General features: G+C 54.0%; 28 protein-coding genes and 1 pseudogene. 22 read left to right on the top strand and 7 right to left on the bottom strand.

What is annotated here, in order from left to right:
- Position 1 precedes the first annotated feature (1 nt).
- The 12 genes from ACVVH8_RS13555 (at position 2) to ACVVH8_RS13500 (ending at position 10,707) form a co-directional block, all read left to right on the top strand.
- Positions 2-943 carry a PoNe immunity protein domain-containing protein gene (locus tag ACVVH8_RS13555; RefSeq protein ID WP_475230768.1) on the top strand — a complete coding sequence of 314 codons (942 nt, stop codon included), beginning with the start codon at positions 2-4 and terminating at the stop codon, positions 941-943.
- A gap of 415 nt (positions 944-1,358) precedes the next feature.
- Complete coding sequence (locus ACVVH8_RS13550) at positions 1,359-2,009, top strand: DUF2931 family protein (protein WP_475230766.1); 651 nt, start codon at positions 1,359-1,361, stop codon at positions 2,007-2,009.
- A 431-nt stretch (positions 2,010-2,440) separates the two neighbouring features.
- Entirely contained in the window at positions 2,441-3,235 is a 795-nt protein-coding gene (locus ACVVH8_RS13545) for a hypothetical protein (RefSeq protein ID WP_475230764.1), read from the top strand.
- Positions 3,236-3,520: 285 nt separating this feature from the next.
- A complete protein-coding gene (locus ACVVH8_RS13540; protein WP_475230762.1) occupies positions 3,521-4,471 on the top strand; it encodes a type VI immunity family protein in 951 nt (316 codons plus the stop codon).
- Between the two features lie 55 nt (positions 4,472-4,526).
- Positions 4,527-5,318, top strand: coding sequence for a PoNe immunity protein domain-containing protein (locus ACVVH8_RS13535; RefSeq protein WP_475230760.1), 792 nt, complete (start codon positions 4,527-4,529; stop codon positions 5,316-5,318).
- Positions 5,319-5,365: 47 nt separating this feature from the next.
- A complete protein-coding gene (locus ACVVH8_RS13530) occupies positions 5,366-6,139 on the top strand; it encodes a PoNe immunity protein domain-containing protein (RefSeq protein WP_475230758.1) in 774 nt (257 codons plus the stop codon).
- Between the two features lie 69 nt (positions 6,140-6,208).
- Positions 6,209-6,979, top strand: coding sequence for a PoNe immunity protein domain-containing protein (locus ACVVH8_RS13525; protein ID WP_315448366.1), 771 nt, complete (start codon positions 6,209-6,211; stop codon positions 6,977-6,979).
- 41 nt (positions 6,980-7,020) lie between these two features.
- Positions 7,021-7,746, top strand: coding sequence for a YcxB family protein (locus tag ACVVH8_RS13520; protein ID WP_103305014.1), 726 nt, complete (start codon positions 7,021-7,023; stop codon positions 7,744-7,746).
- Positions 7,743-8,516 carry a PoNe immunity protein domain-containing protein gene (locus ACVVH8_RS13515; RefSeq protein WP_475230756.1) on the top strand — a complete coding sequence of 258 codons (774 nt, stop codon included), beginning with the start codon at positions 7,743-7,745 and terminating at the stop codon, positions 8,514-8,516. The genes ACVVH8_RS13520 and ACVVH8_RS13515 overlap by 4 nt, the downstream gene beginning before the upstream one ends.
- Before the next feature lie 33 nt (positions 8,517-8,549).
- Entirely contained in the window at positions 8,550-9,356 is an 807-nt protein-coding gene (locus tag ACVVH8_RS13510; protein WP_475230754.1) for a PoNe immunity protein domain-containing protein, read from the top strand.
- Positions 9,353-9,886, top strand: a complete 534-nt coding sequence (locus ACVVH8_RS13505) for a hypothetical protein (protein ID WP_103305017.1) — start codon at positions 9,353-9,355, stop codon at positions 9,884-9,886. Before ACVVH8_RS13510 ends, ACVVH8_RS13505 begins: the two co-directional genes overlap by 4 nt.
- 26 nt (positions 9,887-9,912) lie before the next feature.
- The gene (locus ACVVH8_RS13500) at positions 9,913-10,707 is read left to right on the top strand and encodes a PoNe immunity protein domain-containing protein (protein WP_475230752.1); all 795 of its coding nucleotides are present in this window, start codon (positions 9,913-9,915) and stop codon (positions 10,705-10,707) included.
- A 62-nt stretch (positions 10,708-10,769) separates the two neighbouring features.
- Here the strand turns inward: ACVVH8_RS13500 and ACVVH8_RS13495 are convergent, their stop codons facing one another.
- The gene (locus ACVVH8_RS13495) at positions 10,770-11,066 is read right to left on the bottom strand and encodes a hypothetical protein (RefSeq protein ID WP_475230750.1); all 297 of its coding nucleotides are present in this window, start codon (positions 11,064-11,066) and stop codon (positions 10,770-10,772) included.
- 492 nt (positions 11,067-11,558) lie between these two features.
- Between ACVVH8_RS13495 and ACVVH8_RS13490 the strand changes: the two genes are divergently transcribed.
- Both ACVVH8_RS13490 and ACVVH8_RS13485 read left to right on the top strand, forming a co-directional pair.
- Positions 11,559-11,828 carry a DUF2790 domain-containing protein gene (locus tag ACVVH8_RS13490; RefSeq protein WP_475230748.1) on the top strand — a complete coding sequence of 90 codons (270 nt, stop codon included), beginning with the start codon at positions 11,559-11,561 and terminating at the stop codon, positions 11,826-11,828.
- A 91-nt stretch (positions 11,829-11,919) separates the two neighbouring features.
- Positions 11,920-12,318: a hypothetical protein gene (locus ACVVH8_RS13485; protein WP_475230746.1), complete on the top strand. Its 399-nt coding sequence runs from the start codon at positions 11,920-11,922 to the stop codon at positions 12,316-12,318.
- Here the strand turns inward: ACVVH8_RS13485 and ACVVH8_RS13480 are convergent.
- Positions 12,315-12,584 (bottom strand): DUF1652 domain-containing protein, encoded by a 270-nt coding sequence (locus ACVVH8_RS13480; RefSeq protein WP_213028543.1) that lies wholly within the window; start codon positions 12,582-12,584, stop codon positions 12,315-12,317. The genes ACVVH8_RS13485 and ACVVH8_RS13480 overlap by 4 nt on opposite strands.
- Before the next feature lie 370 nt (positions 12,585-12,954).
- Between ACVVH8_RS13480 and eco the strand changes: the two genes are divergently transcribed.
- The gene (gene eco, locus ACVVH8_RS13475) at positions 12,955-13,440 is read left to right on the top strand and encodes a serine protease inhibitor ecotin (protein WP_213028542.1); all 486 of its coding nucleotides are present in this window, start codon (positions 12,955-12,957) and stop codon (positions 13,438-13,440) included.
- Between the two features lie 21 nt (positions 13,441-13,461).
- Positions 13,462-13,767, top strand: a complete 306-nt coding sequence (locus ACVVH8_RS13470) for an NIPSNAP family protein (RefSeq protein ID WP_103305024.1) — start codon at positions 13,462-13,464, stop codon at positions 13,765-13,767.
- Between the two features lie 30 nt (positions 13,768-13,797).
- On the opposite strand, the pseudogene ilvA reads toward ACVVH8_RS13470, so the two are convergent.
- A pseudogene (ilvA, locus tag ACVVH8_RS13465) lies at positions 13,798-14,781 on the bottom strand (threonine ammonia-lyase, biosynthetic); the annotation flags it as partial.
- Positions 14,782-15,066: 285 nt separating this feature from the next.
- On the opposite strand from ilvA, the gene ACVVH8_RS13460 reads away from it, so the two are divergent.
- Together ACVVH8_RS13460 and ACVVH8_RS13455 are read left to right on the top strand one after the other, a co-directional pair.
- Positions 15,067-15,402 carry a DUF2834 domain-containing protein gene (locus ACVVH8_RS13460; protein WP_475231168.1) on the top strand — a complete coding sequence of 112 codons (336 nt, stop codon included), beginning with the start codon at positions 15,067-15,069 and terminating at the stop codon, positions 15,400-15,402.
- A 210-nt stretch (positions 15,403-15,612) separates the two neighbouring features.
- The gene (locus ACVVH8_RS13455) at positions 15,613-16,092 is read left to right on the top strand and encodes a hypothetical protein (protein ID WP_213028540.1); all 480 of its coding nucleotides are present in this window, start codon (positions 15,613-15,615) and stop codon (positions 16,090-16,092) included.
- A gap of 44 nt (positions 16,093-16,136) precedes the next feature.
- On the opposite strand, the gene ACVVH8_RS13450 is transcribed toward ACVVH8_RS13455, so the two are convergent.
- Positions 16,137-16,907: a class I SAM-dependent methyltransferase gene (locus tag ACVVH8_RS13450; RefSeq protein ID WP_401295826.1), complete on the bottom strand. Its 771-nt coding sequence runs from the start codon at positions 16,905-16,907 to the stop codon at positions 16,137-16,139.
- Between the two features lie 159 nt (positions 16,908-17,066).
- Between ACVVH8_RS13450 and ACVVH8_RS13445 the strand changes: the two genes are divergently transcribed.
- Genes ACVVH8_RS13445 through ACVVH8_RS13435 form a run of 3 tightly spaced genes read left to right on the top strand, consistent with a single transcriptional unit; the run spans position 17,067 to position 18,905 of the window.
- The gene (locus tag ACVVH8_RS13445) at positions 17,067-17,600 is read left to right on the top strand and encodes a tetratricopeptide repeat protein (RefSeq protein ID WP_475230744.1); all 534 of its coding nucleotides are present in this window, start codon (positions 17,067-17,069) and stop codon (positions 17,598-17,600) included.
- 19 nt (positions 17,601-17,619) lie between these two features.
- Positions 17,620-18,147 carry an RNA polymerase sigma factor gene (locus ACVVH8_RS13440; protein ID WP_475231166.1) on the top strand — a complete coding sequence of 176 codons (528 nt, stop codon included), beginning with the start codon at positions 17,620-17,622 and terminating at the stop codon, positions 18,145-18,147.
- Entirely contained in the window at positions 18,147-18,905 is a 759-nt protein-coding gene (locus tag ACVVH8_RS13435; RefSeq protein WP_213028538.1) for an anti-sigma factor, read from the top strand. The genes ACVVH8_RS13440 and ACVVH8_RS13435 overlap by 1 nt, the downstream gene beginning before the upstream one ends.
- Before the next feature lie 45 nt (positions 18,906-18,950).
- On the opposite strand, the gene ACVVH8_RS13430 is transcribed toward ACVVH8_RS13435, so the two are convergent.
- Positions 18,951-21,218 carry a hypothetical protein gene (locus tag ACVVH8_RS13430; protein ID WP_475230742.1) on the bottom strand — a complete coding sequence of 756 codons (2,268 nt, stop codon included), beginning with the start codon at positions 21,216-21,218 and terminating at the stop codon, positions 18,951-18,953.
- Between the two features lie 250 nt (positions 21,219-21,468).
- Between ACVVH8_RS13430 and pncA the strand changes: the two genes are divergently transcribed.
- Positions 21,469-22,095, top strand: a complete 627-nt coding sequence (gene pncA / locus ACVVH8_RS13425) for a bifunctional nicotinamidase/pyrazinamidase (RefSeq protein ID WP_103305033.1) — start codon at positions 21,469-21,471, stop codon at positions 22,093-22,095.
- Positions 22,096-22,233: 138 nt separating this feature from the next.
- Here the strand turns inward: pncA and ACVVH8_RS13420 are convergent, their stop codons facing one another.
- Positions 22,234-23,535 carry an ATP-binding protein gene (locus ACVVH8_RS13420; RefSeq protein ID WP_475230740.1) on the bottom strand — a complete coding sequence of 434 codons (1,302 nt, stop codon included), beginning with the start codon at positions 23,533-23,535 and terminating at the stop codon, positions 22,234-22,236.
- A gap of 4 nt (positions 23,536-23,539) precedes the next feature.
- Entirely contained in the window at positions 23,540-24,241 is a 702-nt protein-coding gene (locus tag ACVVH8_RS13415) for a response regulator (RefSeq protein WP_103305035.1), read from the bottom strand.
- Positions 24,242-24,295: the final 54 nt, after the last annotated feature.

Here is a 24,295-nt window from a genome sequence, read left to right as displayed (position 1 = left end):
CATGAATAGACGGCAGCAGTTTTTGAGCGAGGCACGCTACAGTAATTTTTTCAAAAACAAGGAAAAAACAACAGTTTTCTTCGAAGAAAATACTTTTCAGGCAGAATCTGAGAGCCAAGAAAAGTCTCTGAGAGCTCGTCACTTCCAAAAATTAATACTTAAAGAAATACTTATCCGGTACACAGCCGGAAATGAGATAGATACGCTAATCCCATTGGTGGAGAGTCTTGTCGACAGCTACGAAACACTTCAAGAAAAACTGGCTATCTATGAAGGCATCACGAATATAACGCCATTAACCATTGATGATTGGCTAGATCAGTACGAAGAATGCATCCAGGTGTTTAGTTTATGCATACTTCTCCATCGTACCGATTTACTAAAACGCTTTGTTGCACTTATTGATCCTGCAGGGTACGCCGGCGACGATACGCTGTACGAGGACCTTCTTTGCAAGCTTCTACCCGATCGATACGATGTTGACCGTTGGTACCACGATGTCTACACCCCGCTCGTTCTTGCCATCTACGAAGAAGATAAAGACGAAGCATCAAATCTATTAAAAAAATACTGCGAAAGTTGGTATCCGGCATTCAAACAAGCTCCATGGCATGATTCGCACAAACAAGGTGACGAAGGAAGTTACTGTGGTTATTGGGCTCTGGAAGCTGGAGCCGCAGCATTTCTGTATGGCATTGATGACCAAGGCGTAGACCACATGGTTTACCCGAGGGACTTGGTTGAATACGCAAGAAACCATAACCCATCTGATAAGTCTCAGATTGGACGCATTGATTCCGGTCAGCCATGCAGTAAAACAGGATACTGGTTTACTCCGGCTGAAGCAGACTCCCGTCGCCACTTCCTACAAGGTGAAATCATGCCGAAGTATGAAGACTCCACTTGGGGCGACACGATTTGGTACTGGTCAGGCGAAGAGTAAAACGCCCTCTGGCACCTTGAGCAATCTGAAAGTCACGCCTGAGTATATCTACTGCTCTACTACTCAGGCTCCCGAGCATGATCAGAACGTGCAGCGTTGGTTGGCGAAAAAAGAGAACAACGTTGAAGTCAGGCTCGCGATGATCCCTCAAGTGGGCAGTGCTCAGCTCAGGACTGTTTGATGCGATTTGAACCTTGGCTTTAATCGAGAAAATTCGCGGTAATGAGGTAATAAATTCGAAGAGCCTCTCAACTGAACTGATGACCAGTTGAGAGGCATCTGAAAAAAATAAAGCACTACTCTTATGAGAAGCCAGTAACCAATGCACAAACCGTAACATTCTTTATTTGACTGAGTAGAACGCGTAACTTATCAGTAAGCCAATCGTTAATTTGCTGTACATGGTACCCTCTGAATGAGTAAATACTTAACACCTATATTTGCTGCATTACTACTTACTGGATGTATTCATTCTTACAGCGAGGCTTTACCATACGATAGGTGGCATCTTGGATTTTCTGCTCCCGACTATATGGAGGTCTGGATCGAAACGGCGGATGTAATAGACATCCGAGGTGACGTTTACAGGCGCGCGATGAGCGGCGTCGCGTCATTGCAGACGCCTCCAAACAATTCCGGAGATCCACGAGGCTGGCCTAAAAAAGCTGGCATTGGAGGCGGTAAATACGTTACAGGAGCCGACCTGCCAAAAAAAATATATGTACGTTGGCAGTCTCTGGTTGAGCCGCAAACCTACAAGATGGAAATTGATATCTCTGACTCGACCAGGGAACTCATGCGTCAGGGTGAAAAGGTATTTTGTGCGGCGGACGGAAAATGGATTACCGGATATCGTCAATCAATTACAGTCCACCTCGCTCCCGGAGGAATTGCTAAAGTCTGGGTCGCCGGCCCCTGCATGACCTCCATCGAAGTGGCAAAGATTAAAGCTGAGATAGACCCTCGAGGCCCCTACGAGGGTAAGTCTGGAGGAGAATATGACTCTCTCTCCAAGGAATCCCAATCCTATGTTGAAAAATTCGGCGTGCCATACAACTCATGGTAGCGGTGAAAGGGACCGGAGAGTCGAGAAACGTCGTGAGCACCATACCTGTGCAAGTCCCCATTCCTCCGGAACGGACACGCGAAATTTTGCGTGAATCTGAAACGCTGGTTGCTTGTGCACCACGCCGAAACTGCTGCGCAGCTCTCGGAAACACGCAGCATCCTTGAATGGCTCGAAGAGCAAGTGGATCTGTTTGAACCTTGCGGTGGAATACGCCACAGCAGCGCGAGGTCATGCTGGCTCTGCGGCTGGATCCCCAACACGCGAAAGACGTCGCTTGGGATCCCTTGTCGAGGGAGATACCGGATCAACACTTCGCCAAGTGTGAACGTTTTTTGCGACACAACCGGACGACCTGGAACGTAGCTGAGAGCAAAGCTACTTGAGCGCAACGCGCTCGGAGCAATGACTCCCGAACAAAGGACGATCACATGCTTCATCGCAATATTTTTTGCAGATTTGTTCGCAGCTTGGTGATCGGTTTGGGGGCGATTGGCGTGACGGCCTGTTCAGCTTCCCAACAAGACAATTTTACTTTGGTCACTGAGCTTCCACCTGGATTCAAAATAAGAGGTGAAGCGCAGTACGTTCCTCGCTTTGGAGAAACATGCAGTGTTCCAGTGAAAAAAGGAAGCGAGCACCCAGGATTCAAGTTTTTTGAGCAAAAGCTCAGTCAAAAAGCACAGACAGCGCGTTTTGAAATTCCGCTTTCAAGCGTTGAAGGTGGCTGCCCATTGGTCTTGGACAGCTTCGATTATGAGGTAGATGCCAAATATGCATCCGGATTTCATGATGTTGGAAGGGACTACACCGGAATTGAGTTTCAGGAAGGGTTGACTGACAACACGCAACTTCCTGCTCCGACTACTTTGCAACGAGAATGCGAATGGTCGTTTCGTACGATGGGACCTGACCGGATTATCGCCAAAATCCTGAAGTGCTCCGCGATAGCAACACCGGAGCAGGCAAGTAACGCTGTAGCAAAGGGGCCTCTGCAACGCTCGCAGCTCGCGGGAAAGACATTGAAAGTTTCTTTCTCACTTTCCAAAGAGGAAAAACCGGCCGTAGCAGATAATTGGGTCAAATTCCCCAACGGATGGAAACGGTGTAAGGGCAAGAGTCTCGAAGATCCCTATGCATTCTGTCGCGGTAACACAACCGATTTCAAACCGTTCAAAATGCCAGACGGGCGCGATTGCAATATCTATCCGACTTGTAATGAATAAGGACATTCATCAATGACGGGCAAAAACGTAGAGCAACCATTGTGCAAAGACAACAAAATTCCTTGTCCGGTCAGAGGGACTAAAGTTAGTTTCTTTCCTGTAGAAGTACACCACATGGTTAAAAGATCTCGCGCATTCTTCGGGAGTCGAAATCTAAATATCCTGCGAACCAGAATCTCATGAAAGTCATGGGCGATTTCGGCTTCGACCTTGAGCGGTCGAAACTCTGGGGAGTTGCACTATTTTCAAGGTAATGAGAACTCGAATGAAGCACCGAGAACCATCATGAGTGACAAAATGAAAAACCTCAAAAATCACGCCGCAGATTTGCCCTTCGAACTTCCAGACGGAACACCCGTTATAAAACTCGGAATGATCGTTACTTTATACTTTAAAGAAGGCTATACGGCCGAAAAGAAACTGAAGATCATTGACTGCTTTAGAAAATTCAATGATGAGTTCGGAGTACACCTAAATGGTTTACTTCAGGACAGCTACAAAAAACCGACTTTAGAGTCACTAGAAAAAGCATTCACCAAAATCCGCTCATCATCTGGGAATGAACGGTGTGAACTGCATCTAACTAGCGCTTCGAGCACTAAAGAAGCTGCGGACTATGGAATATCCGTGCTTGGCACTCGCGAAATCCATGAAGACGGCGAGCGTTCGTATATAAAATTAATTTTTCCTTGGAGTTTAATCACCTCGGACGAGGGGCTTATCACTTACAAGGAGTGGGTGAAATACCTGTGCAACCAAGTCGAAGCAGAGCATGGTTACGGAGGATTGTCCCCGACATTACCGTACGACTATGACAATTACTTACCTATAGAGTATGAACTCGCGCAAAAACACGACGGACTAGATATTGACTCAGCACCTCACAGTTTGGCCTCCGAGCTTATCGACCATATAAAAGGCGTTAACTGGCAAACCATAGTCGGGAATTCATTTATTGCGAACCTTGGCGGGGAGCCCGCTTTGCGCCAGAAGCTAAGTAGCCGTAGTGACATTGATTTTGTCAGCTATGACAATGGACTGATAATTCAAGCAGGTGAGTACCCGCAACTCGGCGCCGAAGGAAGAGATAAGCTCGATGCTTACATTGCAGTAAACAAAATATTAAAGCCAGTGCGCATTCCAGAACCGGATCAAATTCATCATTACTCTCCTCATGGAAATTGCTTCGAGGAGGAAAGTACCAAGCGATGGTACGCCCGCTTTGATCAGGAATAAACCATCAACTATCCATTTCACACAGAGTCAACTTAATAAGATATTGACTAATAACATGAAACAGAGACAAAAATTTTACAGTGAAAATCACTTCAGCATTTTTATGAGTGCGCATGACGAAGTTCACGATTTTTATCGCACAAGAAAATTTAAATCAGAATCGCTCGAAGAAGAGGAAATGCTTCGTTCCAGGTTTTTCCTGAGGCTGACCTTGAATAAGCTGTTAGCGACGTACACGGCGGGAAGAGAGATATCCGAACTACCTCCACTGCTCGAGGATGTGATCGAAAAATACGAAATATGTCAGGACAAACTGGCAAAAAACGAACAGATTCCTGAAATATCACCGCTGGCGATTGGCGACTACCCCTACCAATATGAAGAATGCGTTCAAGTTATAGGGTTTTGTATTTTATTACATCGCACAGACCTCCTAAAACGATTTGTAGTGCTAATAGACAACGCTGGCTATAAAGGCACCGATACGCTTTATGAAGATTTGCTTAGAAAGGTTTTACCTGGCAGGCACGACATAGACCAGTGGTATCACGACGTTTATTCGCCACTGGTACAGGCGATTTATTCGGAAACTGCAAAAGAGGCTACCAAACATCTTAAAAAATATTGCAGTCAGTGGTACCCAGCCTTCAAACAAGCTCCTTGGCACGACACTCATCATCAAGGGGAAGACGGTAACTATGTAGGTTATTGGGCTATCGAAGCAGGAGCTATCGCCTTTTTGTACGGCATAGACGACAGCAAAATAGATCATATGGTTTATCCGAAAGACTTGGTTCAGTACGCACGAGACAATCGAGCGAGTGACGAGTCTCAGGTTGTTAACTGAGCGCGAAAAGAAATAATATATTCAAAATTTAAGACCAAGGAAGAAACATGAACATAAGGCAAGAATACTACAGCGAAAGCCACTATAGATCGTTCTTGAAAGAGTACGACGAAGCTATTGAATTCTCTAAAACCAACACATTTGAATCGGACTCTCCTGAAGAAGAGGCGTCGCTTCGAGCAAGCCATTTTCAAAGCCTTCTGCTTGACAAAATCTTCGCCTGCTACACTGCGGGCGAGAAAATAGACATACTCATTCCATTGCTTGAGGAATTGATTGAGAAATACGAAACATTACAATATAAGTTATCAATCCTTGAACAGTCACCGAAGATATCACCGCTTGCAATAGATGACTGGCCGGATCAGTACGAAGAATGTGTTCAGGTAATAGGCTTGTGTATTCTGCTGAATCGAATCGATTTATTGAAGCGGTTCGTAGTTTTGATAGATCAGGCAGGGTATGTCGGGGATGACACGCTATACGAAGACTTATTGAAAAAAGCACTACCAAATAGACATGATGTTGATCAGTGGTATCACGACGTCTACACACCCTTGGTACAAGCTATGTACGTGGACTCTAAAGAAAAATCCTCAGAACTGCTTGGGGAGTATTGTAATCAATGGTATGACGCTTTCATACAAGCTCCCTGGCATGACAATCATTTGCAAGGTGAGAGAGGTAACTATGTGGGCTATTGGGCTATCGAAGCAGGAGCAATTGCTTTCCTGTACGGCATAGATGACAGCAAAATCGACCGTATGGTTTACCCAAAGGACTTGGTCGAGTATGCACGAAACAATAAATCGACCGTCTGACATATCAAGCTACTCACTGAGTGCATAAGATTCCAGACAGGCTTGGATTTTTATAACCAAGGAAGAAACGTGAACAAAAGGCAAAAATACTATAGCGAAAGTCACTACAGAATTTTCTTGAAGGAGTACGAAGAAGTTATAGACTTTTGCAAAACCAATAAATTTGAATCAGATTCTCCCGAACAAGAAGCGTCGCTTCGAGCACGCCATCTTCAAGACCTTCTGCTTGACAAAATCTTCGCCTGCTATACGGCGGGAGAGGAAATAGAAATCCTCATTCCGTTGCTTGAGGAACTGATAGAGAAATACGAAATACGGCAGAACACGTTATCTATTTATGAACAGGAACCCCAAATATCCCCGCTTGCTATAGATGACTGGCCGTATCAATACGAAGAGTGCGTCCAGGTAATAGGCTTGTGTATTCTCCTGGACCGCACCGATTTATTGAAGCGATTCGTAGTTTTGATTGATCAGGCGGGGTACGTCGGGAGTGACACCCTATACGAGGACCTATTAAGAAAAGTGCTGCCAAACAGACATGATGTTGACCAGTGGTTTCACGACGTCTACACCCCCCTGATACAAGCCATCTACATGGAGTCTAAAGAACAGTCCTCACAGCGACTGAGAGAGTATTGCAACCAATGGTATGAAGCTTTCATTCAAGCCCCTTGGCACGACACACATTTGCAAGGCGAGGATGGTAGCTATGTGGGCTATTGGGCTATCGAAGCAGGAGCAATTGCTTTCCTGTACGGCATAGACGACAGCCAGATCGATCATATGGTCTATCCAAAAGATCTGGTGGAATACGCCAGACGCAAGGCAAACACGTAAACTCTGCCCTCCCCCAGAAAACGGATTTCGGATTCAGCACCATGGAATTGCAATACACCATCACCCCCGAACACACACAGTCCAGAATCGGCAAACTGGTTGAGCAGGAAATACTCAAGGATGATCAACTGAGGGCCAGCCTACTTGGCAAACTGGCTCGCATTGAGGATCGTCTGCTCGCGCCGGTCTTGTTTTTGCTCGGGCTGGTTGGCGGCATTCTGGGCGCTTATTTCCCGGCGCGCGAGTTGAGCCCGGAGAAGCTCATCGCCCTGGTGTTCTTCACCGTGGCATACGTGTTGTGCTGGCGGTTCTTCTCCGAACGCCTTCTAAATCGCTTGCGCAAGCGGATTGCCGCCAACCGTGCGAAACCTCGCAAGCCTTTTCATAAGGTAAACCTGCGCCTGATCGAATCAACGGTACGTGCCCGACTCAAGGCTGCTGAAGGCGCTTATCGCCTGGAATTCGATGAAGATGGTTTTACCTTGTTCTTTACCAAGGGCAAAGGCGCCAAAGGCAGACTTGCGTGGGATCAGATTGTGCGGCTCAAGGTAACACCCGACTTCTACTCCGTTGCGTGCGCAAAACTGGACAGCAAGGGCAAGGCCTATCACATCCCCAGACATAGCGAGGTGATGGACGTTGACTCGTATCAGCAGGGTTTGGAACTGTTTTTGAGCCGGATACCTGTTTCCGCATTTGACGACCAAACTTCAATGGTGCGAAATATGGGTACTTCCCTTGACTCAACAGGGAAAGTTCAGCAGTGAATATACGCCAACATCCTTTTACTAAAACCCATTACGAAAACTTCAAAAGAGAGCATGACGAGGTAATTGTTTTTTTTGAAACAAACACCTTTCAGTCCGATTCAGCAGAGGAAGAGGCGTCGCTGCGCGCCACATACTTCAAGCAACTAGCATTTGACAGGCTTTTGGCAGCATATACTGCTGGGGAAGAAATCTACTCCCTTATCCCGCTGCTTGAAGATCTGATAACAAAGCATGAACTCAGGCAAGCCAAACTCGCTGAATACCAGCGGACACCTGATATATCTCCACTTGCAATAAACGATTGGCTTGACGAATACGAAGAGTGTGTTCAGATCATTGGCTTTTGTATCCTATTGCATCGTACCGACCTGCTTAAGCGCTTTGTAGAACTAATCGACAGGGCGGGCTATGCTGGGGACGATACGTTATACGAAGATCTGCTCGTCAAATTACTTCCTGATAGACACGATGTAGATCAATGGTTCCACGAGACATATTCACCATTGATTCTGGCTATTTATGCAGAAAGTAAAGGGGAAGCATCAGAGTATCTAAAAAACTATTGCGCCCAATGGTACGCCGCATTTCAGCAAGCCCCTTGGCACGACTCGCATTTACAGGGCGAAAATGGAAATTACGTAGGATATTGGGCTATTGAAGCGGGTGCGATTGCCTATTTGTATGGCATTGATGACAGCCAGATAGACCATATGGTTTACCCAAAGGATCTGGTTGAATACGCTAGATCGCATGTTCCAAGCGCATAAACTTCAAACGCACTTTCGTCACGGACTTGACACTTGAATAGCAGACAAAAATATTTCACTACGGCTCGATATGAAAGTTTCAAATCCTACTTCGAGGAAGAGTTTGAGTTCTGGAAAGACAAGCTGTTCACGGCTGACTCTCCGGAGCAGGAGAAGTCTCTGCGAGCCAGAAATTTTCAGAGCCTGCACCTCCAGCACATTTTGATGCTTTACACCGCCGGAGAGGACATACAAAGCCTGATTCTTCCTTTGGAAACCCTGATTGCCAGTTACGAAGAACTGCAAAAATATCTGGCCATTTACGAGCAAATTCCCAATATCACGCCGCTCATCATCGATGACTGGCCCGACGAATACGAAGAATGCCTGCAAGTCATCAGCCTGTGTATCCTGCTGCACCGCACTGACTTGTTAAAACGCTTTGTCTCTTTGATCGACAATGCGGGATACGCCGGCATAGACACGCTGTATGAGGATTTGCTGACCAAGGTTCTGCTTGGGCGATTGGATATCGATCAGTGGTATCACGACGTCTCCACGCCGCTCATTCAGGCGATTTACGCTGAAGACAAGAGCGAAGCGTCGCGTTTTCTCAGTGAATACTGCAATAACTGGTATTGCACCTTTGAACAGGCGCCATGGCACGACACGCACCTTGACGGTGAAGAAGGCAGTTACGTGGGCTATTGGGCTCTGGAAGCGGGGGCAATTGCTTACCTGTATGGCATAGACGACAGCCAGATAGACCATATGGTCTATCCGAAAGACCTGGTCGAGTACGCAAGAAGCCATAAGCCGACCACTCGCAATAACGTCTATGAAATCGGCCCCATCAAATGAACAAGGTGTTTTACCTATTACTAATCACGCTGATGTGTCGCCCGGCGTGGGCAGGCTCGCAGAAAACGCTGTTGACCTGCCCTCTTTCGGACGGAACCAAAATAGCGTTGCTCGCCACTTCCAATGCAGACGGGCAGCGCCTGTTTGTGAAATTCGACGGCAAAATCGAAACAGCCTTTACGGACATGCCCGATGAGGACTTTGTCGGTGACGTGATGTTGGCAAAGTGCACAGGCGCCACTTTGATTTTTGCGTTGAACTACGGATCGCCTTATACCAAAGGGGTCGTCTTGCGCAAAGGTCCAGTAAGCAGCGTGCTGGAGCGTATTGATTTTGCCGAGAAGGCCTTGCCGCGTTTCTTGTACTTGAGCGCTGAACAGATGCGTCTGGTCATTCCCAACGAAGGATACGAGGTGCCCGAGAAGTACATCGTCTATGACTCTTTCGCAAAGAATGGCCAAACAGATGAGCCGCAAGGGTTTGATGTCTTGCCCGATCCGGGTGAATTCACAGTGATCGATCTGAAGTAGTTTGCATGGACAAGGAAGATCCCCGCATGCGTAAGCGCCAAGCGTTCCTGACTGACTCTTACTATCAAAAATCCATCCGGCTTTATGACGAAACCGAGTCCCGCTGGATGGGCCAAACCATGCAGGCTGACAGCCCCGAGGAGGAGCAGGCACTGCGTACGGCTTATTTCAAGGAAGCCGCGTTTAACGCTTTGCTGATCAGCTATACCGCAGGTGAGCCGATTGCCGCTTTGCTGCCGCGACTGGAGAAGTTGGTGGATTGCTATGAAATCCATCAGCGGGCGCTGGCTCTGGACGATGGTGCCAATGTTTCGCCTTTGGCCATTGATGACTGGCCGGATCAGTATGAAGAATGCGTTCAGGTCATCAGCTTGTGCATTCTGCTGCGGCGCACCGATTTGCTGGCGAGGTTCTGCACCCTGATTGATCGGGCTGGCTACGCAGGCGAGGACACGTTGTATGAAGATCTGTTGCGCAAGGATTTACCCGGCCGGGCAAACCTTGATGAGTGGTACCACGATTTGTACACCCCGCTGATCAGGGCGATTTACGCGGCAGATGCCTCAGAGTCCAGTGAGCTGCTTCGGCAATATTGCGAAGGTTGGTACGCCGGGTTTGAAGAGGAGCAAACCAACTGGCATGATAGTCATCTCGACATTGAAGACGATGACGGTAATTACGTCGGTTACTGGGCGTTCGAGGCCGCCGCCGTTGCTTTTCTGTATGAGATTGATGATCGCCAGAACGATCATTGGGCTTACCCGAAGGACTTGGTCGAATATGCGCGGCACCTGCAATCGACTGAAGTGACTCCCCGCTGAAGTGGCCTCATAAACAACTCAGCCTGCCCTCTTTCGATGGCAGGCTTTTTTGAGCGAAAAATTCAGGCTGGCGCCTTCCAGTTCAACATCAACTGCTGAGCAACTTGCAGCAAATCGTTGCCATCCTGCGCCAGCAGGTACAGCGCGTGGGTGATGTGCGGAATGTCCTGCACGTCGGCGTGTTTGAAGCAGAGGCAATGCAGGGTTTCGAGCAGATCGGCGGAGGCGCGGACGCGCTGGACGGCGGCTTCGAGGATGTCTTTGGGATTGGCTTCGGTGTCGATGACCAGGGGCGCGCTTTCGGTGACACCGCTATTGAGGGGGATGTAGCGGTTGGGAGACGGAATAATAACTGGCATAGATGATTACTCAACTGTATTGAAGGTAACCGCCAGCACTGTGACCAAACAGTGGGGAGGCGGCCATGTACAGGCTTGGTCAACCGAGAACAGTTCAAACTCAGCTCGCCCGAAGGCGTCCTGCACACAGCCGCCACAGCAATGCACTACACGGACATAGATATCCGCGGCGCAAATGATGGCACATATGCAATGAACTCTTCTCAGGTGACCAAACCCGAATCGCTGATTTTGCAGCGACGCCAAACCATAACCGTCCCACTCCAGCCACCGAAAGCAGACAAGGCATCTGCTCTTGTAGGAATACGCCACCCGTCCCGTAGAAATCGCCCTGCTCGCTGACAGCCGGCGTTCAGGTGGGTTAACCATCGCTTAACGCCGCGGTCAAAGACTCTACCTGACCGCACGCTCGCAGCCGTTGGCTGACGCCCAGTGCGGCAAGTTCGGCCTGATCCACGCCGAACTCTCTTTGCGTCGCACGGGAGTCCTTTCATGAACATTCGTCCTTTCCTGCTTACCGCCGCCCTCGCCTGCACCGCGTTCGCCGGGCTGGCCCAGGCCAACGACACGTCCACCACGTCCAATGCCGTGCCGTACCAGTACGGCATGCCGCTGCATGTGGCGAAGGTGGTTTCGATGACCGAGCCTTCCACCATGCAGTGCAAGGTCATTACCGCCGACATGAAGTACATCGACAACACCGGCAAGCCTGAGGAAATCAGCTACCGGAAAATGTCTGACGCGTGCAACTTCCAGAACTGACAGAAACGTCTGATTTGCGGCTTTGCGGTAGGCGTGAAGGGTTTTGCGGAGTTATGCTCGGGGCCCCTCCTCACTGCCGCAAGGATTCGCCATGCAGTTGTCGTTTCGCACGTTGTCGACTTTCACTTCTTCGTTGTGTTTTCTGCTGGCGCTGGTCTGGGGCTTTGTGCCGGACATGTTGTTGGCGATCTGGAGTATCGAGTATTCCGAAGGGGCCGGATTTGTTGCACGGCGCAGCGCGGTGCTGTTTGCGGCGCTGGGTGTGATGTTTTATCTGGTGCGCAGAGCGCCGGTGTCGATCGCGCGCAATGCGCTGAGCAACGGCTTTATCGTCGGTTGTTTTGGATTGGCGGTGCTGGGCTTTGCGGAATGGCTGAGCGGCCACGCCGGCCCCGGGATTTTGCTTGCGGTGCTGGTCGAGTTCGCGCTGGGCCTTGGTTTTGTGCAGGCCCGGCGCGTGACGGTCGAACTGGGTGAAACGGTTGGTTAAACGGCTCGGGAGCGCGGAGTGTAGTGGTGTGGCGTGGCTTGTTGCGCCAGATCCGAGCGCAACCCGGCGATCAATTCATTGATTTCGCGACAGCCATTGAGGTGGCTGGCGTCGATGCCGCTGACGTGCAGATCGACTTGATCGGTCTGGTGATCGCCGAAGACCTTGACGGTCATCGACAAGTCCGGCGACAGCGTGCATTGGCAACGTTTAGGCAGAAAACTGCTTTCAATGATATTGCGTAGTTCCAAGGCAGACAGAAACATGATGAACCTCTCCTTATTGATGAAACTGCCAATCAACTTTTCACGTTGACCGCTTTTGCTGCCCCTGCACGGGTGTGTCCCCGCTGTTTCCCTGGTGCAACAAACGGTTGTACTGCGAAATGCCCATTGGAGTGTAGGCGCCCGAATCCGGTGCGCTGCACCATAGAGACGCATAAACCATGCCTTTCATCGGATCGTTTTGACCCTCGTGAAATCAAGCACTTGGCGAACTGGCCAGTATTGGGCCAGTTGCAAATTGCAAGAAACGCCGGTCCGGGCCCTGCAATTTGCAATTCGTCGTCGGTTTGCATTCACCGCCAGTGACGGTAAGAATGCCCGTCAATCACACTACACCCGCAAGGAGGCTTCCATGGGTTCTTTCCGTGCTTACGCGACCACCGGCCTGATTATCGCCAGCCTTTCCACTGTCGCCCACGCAGCGAAACTGGAAGATGTCGCGCCGTATCCCAAGGCTGAAGCGGGCTTCACGCGCCAGGTCATTCATCTGCCCAAGCAGGATCAGGAAGAGAACTTCCAGGTCGAGATTCTCGCGGGCAAAACTCTCGAAGTGGATTGCAATCGCCAGCGTCTGGGCGGGGTTCTGGACGAGAAAAACCTCGAAGGCTGGGGTTACTCGTTCTACCGACTGGAAAAGGTTATCGGCCCGATGAGCACAATGATGGCCTGCCCGCCCGGCTCGCAGAAGAAACGCGCGTTCGTGCCGGTCGTCGGCGACGGTTTCATGCTGCGGTACAACAGCAAGTTGCCGGTAGTGGTGTATGCCCCGTCGGACGTCGAAGTGCGTTTTCGCATCTGGTCCGCCTCGGACAAAGTCGGCACCGCCATTCAGGAATAATCTGAGCAAGGAGCGTCATCGGTGATTACCTGCCACGTCAGATACGTGATCGACCCTTATCAACTGGCCGAATTCGAGGCCTACGCCAAGGCCTGGCTCGGCATTGTCGAACGCTTGGGCGGCACTCATCACGGCTACTTTCTGCCGTCCGAGGGTGCGAGCAACATCGCCTATTGCCTGTTCAGTTTTCCGTCGCTGGCGGATTACGAAAGCTACCGGCACATCGCACTGACCGATCCGGAAAGTACTGCGCTGGTGCAATCACTGGTCGAGAAGAAGTTCATCGTCAGCTACGAGCGCAGCTTCCTGCGCCCGATGCTGCCCTGATCGCCATCACGCGGGGGCGCCGCACACAGCGGCGCGCTCGGCAACGTGTCGCAAACTGTCGAAGTTGATGTTGGCACCGGAGTCGATTGCCACGAAGGTCTGACCGCGCACAGCGGTTCGCGCCACGTATTGCTTGATACCGGCCACGGCCAGGGCGCCGGAAGGTTCGGTGATCGAGCGGGTATCGTCGTAGATGTTCTTGATCGCGGCGCAGAGGTCGTCGTTGCTGACGGTGATCACCTCATCCACGCAAAAGCGACACACTTCAAATCCGTACTCGCCGATCTGCGCCACGGCCACGCCGTCAGCGAATGTGCCAACCGTGGGCAGCACCACCCGTTCGCCCGCTTGCAGGGCCGCTTTCAGGCAAGCTGAGTGCTCGGATTCGACGCCGATGATGCGCACCTCCGGGCGCAGATATTTGACGTACGCCGCGATCCCGGCGATCAAACCGCCACCACCCACCGGGACGAAGATCGCGTCCAGCGCGCCTTGATGCTGGCGCAGGATCTCCATCGCGACGGTGCCTTGGCCGGCGATCACGTCAGGGTCATCGAAGGGGGAAACGAAGGTGCGGCCGGTCTCTTCGGCCAGTTGCAGCGCATGGGCGAGTGCGAATGGAAAGCTCTCGCCGTGCAGCAGCGCTTCGGCGCCGCGACTGCGCACACCGAGGACTTTGAGTTCAGGCGTTGTCGAGGGCATGACGATGGTTGCCGAGATGCCCAGTTCACGTGCCGCCAGCGCCACACCTTGCGCATGATTGCCGGCGGATGCGGTGATCACGCCGCGCACCTTCTGCTCGTCGCTCAACTGCACCAGTTTGTTGTAGGCGCCACGGATCTTGAAGGAGAACGTCGGTTGCAGGTCTTCGCGTTTGAGCAGGATGCGATTGCCCAATGCTTCGGACAAGGCTGGCGCAGGCTGCAGCGGCGTACGCACCGCGATGTCGTAAACCGGCGCGGCGAGGATCTTCTTCACGTAGTGCTCAAGCAGGGTTTGCGGGTCGTTCATCATCGTCTCCTGACTCACCTCCACTGCCGCGACTCCGACAGGGGAAGGTGTTTTTCGTTAAAACCCGGGAGACAGAAAGTAAAAACCCGCCTCTAGGGCGGGTTGGGTGCTGCAGTCGTGAGCTAGCCCGCCAAATGAGGAATGGCGGTAATAATGCTTGGCTGGCAGCGCAATACGGTGGAAGTCATGGACTGGAAATTAGCCCGAGCCCAGCCGGCAAGTCAATGGTCAATTGTGCGTGGCGACTGTAGGCTGGCGGTTCAGCTCATCACTTCAAGGAATGAACGCATGATGTCGATCGCCCTACCCCTCACGGCGCTGCTCGCTTTTACCGGTTACACCATTTCGGTGATGCTCCAGGCTGAGCAGTCGCTGATCGACTTCGGCATCAGCCTGATGTCGCGACCGGATACCGCGCAGGTGGTGATCGATCTGTACCTGCTGGCGACGCTGGCCGGGGTGTGGATGGTCAAGGACGCCCGGTCGCTTGGCCGGTCGGTTTGGTCAGTGGTGCCTTATCTGTTGCTGACGGCGGTTTTTGTGTCGATCGGGCCGTTGCTGTATCTGGTGGCGCGTGGGGTTCGGGAGCGCAGGAAAGTTGTTGATACACCTCAGTTGAGCTGATCCGGATTGTGGGTTGAAGCTGAATCAGTCTTCGGGAGCAAGCCCCCTCCCACAGGGAATAGAGTTGCGCCGGTAAGTCGTTGGGTTAATGAAGCTGTCAAGCTGTGAGTACCTGTCAACTCTGACAGTTATGCCGCCAGTCCTGATGCAGTAGTTTGAACATTCACCGGGAGTTCACTCCCGCTTGTTCATGCATCAGGAGCGTTGACGATGACCGGATCAAACTCAAAAACTGACAATAGGTTTACTGCTGAGGTGAATGGGGGTGGACGCCCGCTGTTCAGTGCGGACAAGACGGAGCTGTCCCTCAAGTGGCGACCAGATCTGGGTTCCTATTGGCACGGCCACGGCGGACAGCTCATCTCGCAGCCAATTGATAATCAAAATGCATACCTGAATGTGTACGTCCCAGAGGATGTCACGATTGGCACCCACGAGATAACCAAGGATGGCAAGGATTATCGAGCAAGCTATGCCCTCGGCAACCCGGGTGATATTGACGAGTACCCAGCAGTATCAGGTGAACTGATCCTGAGCGTTGTGCCGACTGCTGGCGATGATCGGCTAGAGGGTACTTTCTGGTTCAAGGGCGTACATGAAGATGGACGGCAGAAAGTCGATGTCACGAGTGGCGAGTTCAAATTGACTGCTCAGACCGCTTCCACACCTTCAACCTCAAAATCTGAGTAACACCGTCATTGAGGCAACCGTGTGCCCATCGCGGCCCGTTTGCCTCAGCCATGTTTCACCGCAACAAATGCGGCGGTTTCGTACGGCACCGTTACCACGTCTCTACCGCGCAGTGCCGGTTCCGATGCGATCAAGTCGCGAATCTGTTCGTCGACCTTCGCCCGCTGTGCCTCCGGCAGCGCGGCAATGAAACTGGTAGAGCGCACACGATTGAAAATCACGTCTTCCGGCGAGCCGGTGTGCCCGTGGTGAAACTGCTGCAATTGCAGTGGTCCGAACGCTGGATGCGGAAACGCCGTACGCCAGGCACCGGTGTAATAGCGCGGTGTGTCACCTTCCAGCGCATTGACGATGGCGTCGAGTTTCGGCACCCAACTGGCTTGTGGGTCGCGCAAGTTCCAGATCAGTCCCAACTTGCCGCCGGGCTTGAGCACGCGGGCGATTTCCGTCAGCGCCTCGGCACTGGCGAACCAGTGAAACGCCTGAGCGCAAACCACCGCGTCAACCGAGGCGTCCGGCAGTGGCAAGTCCGTCGCCGTGCCACTGACCGCCAATACCTGAGGCCAGGCTTCAGAGAGTTTTTCCAGCATCTGCGCCACCGGTTCCACGGCGATCACTTGCGCCCCGGTCGCCGCTAGACGTCCGGTGAACTTGCCGGTGCCGGCGCCCAGATCTATCACTGTTTTATGTCCATCAAGGTTCAGCGTGGTTGCCAACCAATCGCTGACCTGCGGCGGATAATCCGGCCGCCCTTTGACGTAGGTGTCGGCAGCGGTTTTGTAGCCGGCGGCGGAGTGATGGAGCTGATCTTTCATGGCAATTCCCCTTGCGGCAAAGCTTCGGATCAACGGCGGACGCTGACGAGCATAGCGTTTGAATTTACGCCTGCCCTGAACAGTCACTGACAATGCAATGAATAAAATTTCACCCTGTGGTGTTCAAAGTCAGACATAACCCTCTGTGGAGCCTTGCCCATGACTATCCGTTCCGTTATGTTCGCCGCCCCGTTGCTGCTGGTCGCTGCCCTGTCCAGCCATTTGGCGTTTGCCAATGGCGATGAGGACGAGCCGGTCAAGAAGCCCGAATGCCCCAAAGGTCAGGTCTGGGACAGCAAAACCCAGAAGTGCGTGTTGCAAACCAGCCGCCTGCTGCCCGACGCCGACCGCACCGATTATGCCTACCGCCTCGCCAAGGACGGTCGCTACGAGGAGGCACTGGCGCTGCTCGACACCCTGCAACAACCGAACACCGCCAAGGCTCTCAACTATCGCGGCTACGCCACGCGCAAACTGGGGCGCACCGACGAAGGCATCGGCTATTACCTGCAATCGGTACAACTTGATCCGCAGTACGCGCAAGTCCGCGAATACCTGGGCGAGGCTTATGTAATCAAGGGTCGCGTCGACCTCGCGCAGGAGCAGTTGCAACAGATCAAATCGATTTGCGGCACATCTTGCGAGGAGTACCAGGATTTGGCTGAAGCCATCAACGATTCATCGAAAACCTGAGCATTTATAAAGGACAGCCATCATCGTCAGCGATCAGGCATTCAGAGCAGAACTCGGACAGCATCTGGCGCGACTGTGGCGCTACGGTTTGTTGCTGTCGCGCAATCGGCATGTGGCCGAGGATCTGGTGCAGGCGACATGCGTGCGGGCGCTGGAGCGTTCGGCGCAATACGTCGCCGGCACGCGCATGGATCGCTGGCTGCTGAGCATTCTGCATTCGATCTGGCTCAACGAAGTGCGCGCCCGCCGCGTGCGCCAAGGTGCCGGACAGGTCGATGCCGACGGGCAACTGGCGTTCGACGGTGAATACGCGGCGCAGACCCACGTCATGGCGGCGCAAGTGATTCGCCGGGTCGATGCATTGCCGGAAACCCAACGCGAAACGGTGTATCTGGCCTACGTCGAGGGCCTGTCGTATCGCGAAGTCGCCGAGATTCTGCAGGTGCCGATCGGCACGGTAATGAGTCGTCTGGCCACCGCTCGGCTGAAACTCGCTGAATACCCGCCGTTGCAAGCGGTGCCGAAGACCACCGGAGGAGACCACTGATGAACCCACCTTCGGATGAGCAATTGGTGGCGTATCTGGATGACGAACTCGACCCGGACTATCGCCATCGGCTCGACGCCGCCATCGCCGAGGATCCGCTGCTCAACTTGCGCGTGCAGTGGCTGAGCCGCAGCAGCCTGCCGTACAAAAATGCTTACGACGAACTGGCGCAGCAAGCGCCGCTGGATCGCCTGCAAGCTCGGCTCGATGCAATCCCCTCACCTGAAACGCCGGGATTGAGCCGGCGCTGGTTTATCGGTGCGGCGGCAGCAACATTGGTCGCCGCAGGTGTGCTGGCTGACCGCTTGGTGTTGGGTTGGCAGGCGCAACAAGCGCATAACTGGCGCGGTTTGGTCGGCGACTATATGGCGTTGTACGTGCCGCAGACCCTCGACCATCTGCCAACGGATGAGGCAACACTGCGTTCGCAGTTGCGTGCTGTCGATGCACGCCTTGGCCTGAATCTTTCAGCGGACGGATTGAAACTGCCAGGCGCCGAATTCAAACGTGCGCAAGTGCTCGAGTACGACGGCGTGCCGATCGCGCAAATCGTCTATCTGGATGCCAGGCACGGGCCATTGGCGTTATGCGTGACACGCTCGAACAGCGGCAGTCAGCCCCTGGCGCACGAGCGTCGGCATGAGATGAACGTGGTGTATTGGACCGAGCGTGAACATGCCTGGATGCTGATCGGGCATCACCCGTCGGCGGCACTGGTGCAGATGGCAACGCTGTTGAAATCGCGCGCCATCGGCTAGTGCCTCGACAGGCAAGTTCCAGCCAACGGAACTCGCCTCAGGGGATCAGACATCCACTTTAAAGGTGTCGAGGGTGAACCAGTCGGGTGTTGGGCTATGGAATTCAAGTCGTGAGATCCCCGGCGCATCAAAAGCAACATTGACCGGTGTTCCAAACGACGAGCCTAACGGCTGACGGCCCAGCAGTGACCCGTTGCTGGCGTAGTAAGCCACCGTGCTGTCCTCATAATTCACGCTGAGATGGAAGAAACTGATTCGCGAACAGGCGTTCTTCAATTTGATTTCCACCACTTGCGCAGCCTGGCCGAACGCATCGCGGCCGATGCTCAGAACCTGCCCCTCGATCTGGCCCGGGAAAGATTGGCCGATCTCGGAGCGAGGCATGATCGCGCACTCGCCATCACCGGATTTGAAGGTGATCTGCATAGTCGGCGTTTCCATGATCTCGCCCCGTCTTGCCGTCTGGTCGGGTACACCGGTGAAATCTTCCAGTAACCTCGCAGGCGAATTCAGCACGGTGAAAGCCGGCGACTGGAACGCCACTGCAGCCGATTCGTCGTTGAGCCCGTCAAAGGCTACTTTCAACTCCATGCGCAAGCTTGATCCCGGTTTAAGCTTCGCGAGTTCGCTGCGGGGCAGCGCGTTGTCCAGCCCGCTGGCTATTTCAGGCTCTGTCACTTGAGCAGCCTGGGCAATAATAATCGGGTAATCATTTCCGTTGCGATCGGTGCCGTGCAAGCGAAACCAGCGTAACTGCCCCACCGCCATGGACGGCCAGACCGCACATTGCGCTTGCGCACCGGCGGGGAAATCACCCAGATCGAGCACGCCGTTCCTGGCTTGAGGAATGGTGGGTATCGGCAGCCGTGGATCCCGATCCTCGATCCGCTTGATTGTCACGTCACGATGCGCGGAGGGTTGAGTGGTCGCGCCACGGAGCAACTGCCACGCAAGTTGCACTGTCTTGCCATGACTGGCCGCGAACACCGGAGACGCAATCATGAAGTTGGCCCGGTGATTCTTGTTGAAAGCGCTCGCCGCAAATGCCGGCGAACCCAGCCCGGCGGCACCCTGGATCACCAGCCGTGCCTTGTCCCCGGGTTTGTCTTCGAGGTATTCCACTCGCGCTGTTACGCCGTCAGGCACAGCCAGAGGATCAATCACGTAACCGGAGCCCACAAGAACAGGCGCCAGAAGGTCCGCAGCGGGTTCACCGATAATGTCGACTTTTTGCACGTATGACCGGTCGAGCTCGCTCCCTTGGCTCACGCGCTGATAGCTGAACACTGCGTGCCCCTTCGCGGCACCGGCAAACGCTGCGTAAGGCAAAGGAATCGAGTAGGAGAACGGCGCGTTCTTCACCAGTTCCTTAAATGTCAGGTGCTCCAGCAACGCTCCGTCCTCACCATAGAAACGCCCCGTCAAGCGGATCTCATCGTCTCTGAGCCAGCTCCGCGATACATAGATTTGTGCGGTTGCCGGTTTGCCGGCCAGTTTTTCCAGCTCGATGATGCTGGCGTCATCGTCAGGATCATTGGGGTCTTCAGTGATGATCGGCGGGTCGTACCAAGTGCCATCGAGGTTGACGTACAGGTACTGGCTGGCCGAATTCGGGCTGTTGACATCCGGGCTGTTCCCGACACGATCGAGCACCGTGTAACGCAACTCGAAACGCGGGTTGTCCCCGCCAGCGCGAAATGTCGCCTCATCGATGGTCATCTGGATGGGCTGCTGTCGATCCGCTTCATCCGCACTGACCGCATGGCTCAGGGTTTTACCATTGCAATACAACACAACGGTGTCGAACGCTCTCATCAACGGGCAGGCGACTCTGACATTGACACCTGCACGCGCCCGGTCGGGATCGACACCTTCATCCAGTGCATCCGGCGGCACTTCAAGCATCAGCTCCGAATGGCCCTCCTCCTCAGGAAACCGATCAACATTCCCCGGACGCTTGTCGTGATAAATAACGGTCAATGGCGCTGACGCCTCAACCTCCAGTCCCCCTCGCTCCAAGGCGTATTCGAGGACATTCAGTGGGGTCTTCCACTTGCCCAGCGCCACGTACACGATCACGCGTAGCGTCGCCTCGCCGGCGGCGATGATTGCCGACGTCACCCGCTCACCGTTCAGTCGAACCACGTAGACGTCACCGTCTTGGGCGGTGGACGCTGGTTCGATGAAAACCTTTACCCCTTGCGGGTAAAGATAAGTCAGTGCCAGCGGCAGTCCGGCGTCGGCATTTTCAGGCCCGAGGACCGGCTGAGTCATGCCGGGAATACGTGGTTTAACAAGGGTCTTGGCGTCCATAGCGGTTATCCTTTCTGGAACAGGACTCCAATGCGATGTCGGAACAGGAGTCGTGATATGCGCATGAGACACGCATTGCCCGTGTTCGCCTACTGTCAGATCTGACAGGTAAACCGCATAATTCAGCGCAAAACGCTACCGCTGGTCGGAATGCGCGGAAACATCCCGCCCGAATTTGCCGAACAGCCGTTTGGCTGTATAGGAAAACCACTTCTATGCTGAACACGTGATTTCCAAGGAGGATCCACCGATGTCCGTTTCTTCTCGCACTGCATTATTGGTGATCGACGTTCAAAACGATTTCGTCCCCGGCGGCCGACTGCCGGTGCCTGAGGGTGATCAGATCGTACCGCTGATCAACAAGCTCTCGCGCCAGTTCAAACAGGTCGTCATCGCCCAGGATTGGCATCCGGAGGGGCACGCTTCTTTCGCCTCCAGCCACCCCGGCCGCAAACCCTACGATGTGATTCAACTGCCATACGGCGAGCAGACGCTCTGGCCTGAGCATTGCGTGCAAGCAACCGGCGGTGCCGAGTTCCACTCGGGCCTGGACCTGCCCCACGCACAACTGGTCATCCGCAAGGGCTGCAACCCTGACATCGACAGTTATTCGGCATTTCTTGAGGCCGATCGGCGCACCACCACAGGGCTGTCCGGTTATCTGAAAGAGCGCGGAATCGACACGGTCTACATGGTCGGTCTGGCGCTGGATTTTTGCGTGATGTTCTCGGCGCTGGATGCGCGGGCGGCGGGGTTCAATGCCTTTGTGGTGCTGGACGCCTGCCGGGCGATTGATATGGACGGTTCATTGGCGGCAGCGATGGACCGGATGCAGAGCGCAGGAGTCCACTTGATTCAATCCACCGAAATTTCCTGACACCCACCCTTTCCCTGTGGCGAGGGAGCTTGCTCCCGCTGGGTTGCGAAGCAGCCCCCTGCGTTCTTGCAATCAAATCGCGGGGGCTGGTTTTACGACGGCTGCGCCGCCGAGCGGGAGCAAGCTCCCTCGCCACGATCAGACGGGCGTCGGCAACCACAATCTGAACCGTGCGCCACCCAACGGCGAGGACTCGACTGTCAACGTCCCGCCCTGCGCTTCCAGGGCCCGGCGGCTTATGGCCAAGCCGAGGCCGAAACCACCGGTGGCGCGGTCACGGCTGCGGTCCAGTCGATAGAACGGCTCGAAAATCCGCTCACGCTCATCGTTGGGAATGCCGATGCCGTCGTCGTCCACCCAGATTTCACAACCGCCCGCATTGACCTGCACGCCGATCTGGATACGCCTTTCGCAATAGCGCATGGCGTTGCGCAGCAGGTTCTGGATCGCCCGCGCGGTCAGACGCGGGTCGAGGGAAAAGCGTTCGAGCTGACCGTGCAGCAGCACGTCAATCACGATGTCCGGCGACTCCAGTTCTTCATCGACACTGCCCAGAATGCTGTCGATGAACTCATCCAGTGACACGTCAACCTGTTCCGGCAACTGCGCCGGATTCTGCAAGCGACTATAAGAGAGCAGCTCCAGCACCAGTTCATCCAGCTCGCGAATATGCGCGACCAGGCCTTGCAAGCGTTCGCGGCTGGCGGCCGGCAAGTCGTCGGACAGCGCCAGCGCCAGGCCGAAGTCCAGACGCGTCAAGGGCGTGCGCAGTTCGTGGGATACCGCGTTGAGCAGGTCGCGTTGCTGGTTCAGCAGGTTCTCGATGTCACCGGCCATGGTGTCGAACACATTGGCCAGGCTGCCAATGTTCGAACTCGGGGCGATTTTCGTGCGTTCGCTCAAATGGCCTTTACCGAAGCGCTCGGCAGTGCCTTTGAGGCGTTCCAGATCACGCCAGTGCGGGCGTAACCAGATCAACAGGCAGGCGAGGAGCGTTGCGCCGATCAATACGTTGATGCTCCAGTACAACAGATTGACGTCCATCGGGTCCGGCGGCACGACCATTTGCACCACGGTGGTGTCGTCCAGCGGTGTGACCGCCAGCGTGCGCCAACCCCAGTCGCCAATGCGCACGATGTTCTCGCCACGACGCAGACGCTCACCTTCTATAGCGCTGAAGTCAGCATCGTCGATACGCGCAAGGACGATGTGCAGCGGCTGGAAGTCCTTGTCCATCGACGCCGCCAGCGCTGGCCACTGGTCGTGCGGCACCGCGCGGAACTGCTTGGCGATGAGCGATTGCAGGCCCCGGGAATAATCAAGGTTGTAGGTGACAAAACGATCGCGGAACGCCATGACCACCAGATCCGGCACCAGATAGATCGCGGCGCTGTACGACACAATCGTCACCAGATACAGGCGAAACAGGATGCGAAACATCAGCTCAGCATTCCCATTCGGAGCGGCTGAACAGGTAGCCCTTGCCCCACACCGTCTTGATCTTGCGAGCTTCGCCAGCGTGGTCGTCGAACTTGCGCCGCAGCTTGGAAATCGCCACGTCCACCGAACGGTCGGTGCCGTTGAATTCGATGCCGCGCAGGCGTTGCAGAATCTGGTCGCGGCTGAGCACTTCGCCGGCGTGTCGTGCCAGCACTACCAGCAAATTGTATTCACCGCTGGACAGTTCGACCGGTTGATCTCGCCAGGTCACGGTACGTTCGGACAGGTCGATGCACAGATTGCCCATGACGATACGGTCATTGACCGTCAACGGTTCGCCGAGGCTGCTGCGGCGCAACAGGGTGCGCACCCGGGCCAGCAGCACGCGCGGCTCGCAGGGTTTGGTGACGTAATCATCGGCGCCCATTTCCAGGCCCAGCACCTGATCGTGGCTGTCATCACGGGCGGTGAGCATCAGGATCGGCAGCGTCGCTGAATCGGCGCGCAGCAGACGGCAGACTTGCAGCCCGTCGAGGCCGGGCAGCATCAAGTCGAGGATCACCAGATCCGGTGGACTGACCCGCGCCCGTTCACGCACATGGTCGCCACGGCCGATGACGCTGACGGAATAACCGTTGCGCTCCAGGTAGCTGGAAATCAGTTCGGCGAGGGCGGTGTCGTCTTCGACCAAGAGGATGTTGGGCATGGGTGATCCAGAAAGTGCTGTGGCGACGGGTCGGGCCTCATCGCAGGCAAGCCC

The organism is Pseudomonas trutticola BRTCR10 (genome assembly GCF_056155105.1).
This window is presented reverse-complemented; position numbering and strand designations above follow the sequence as displayed.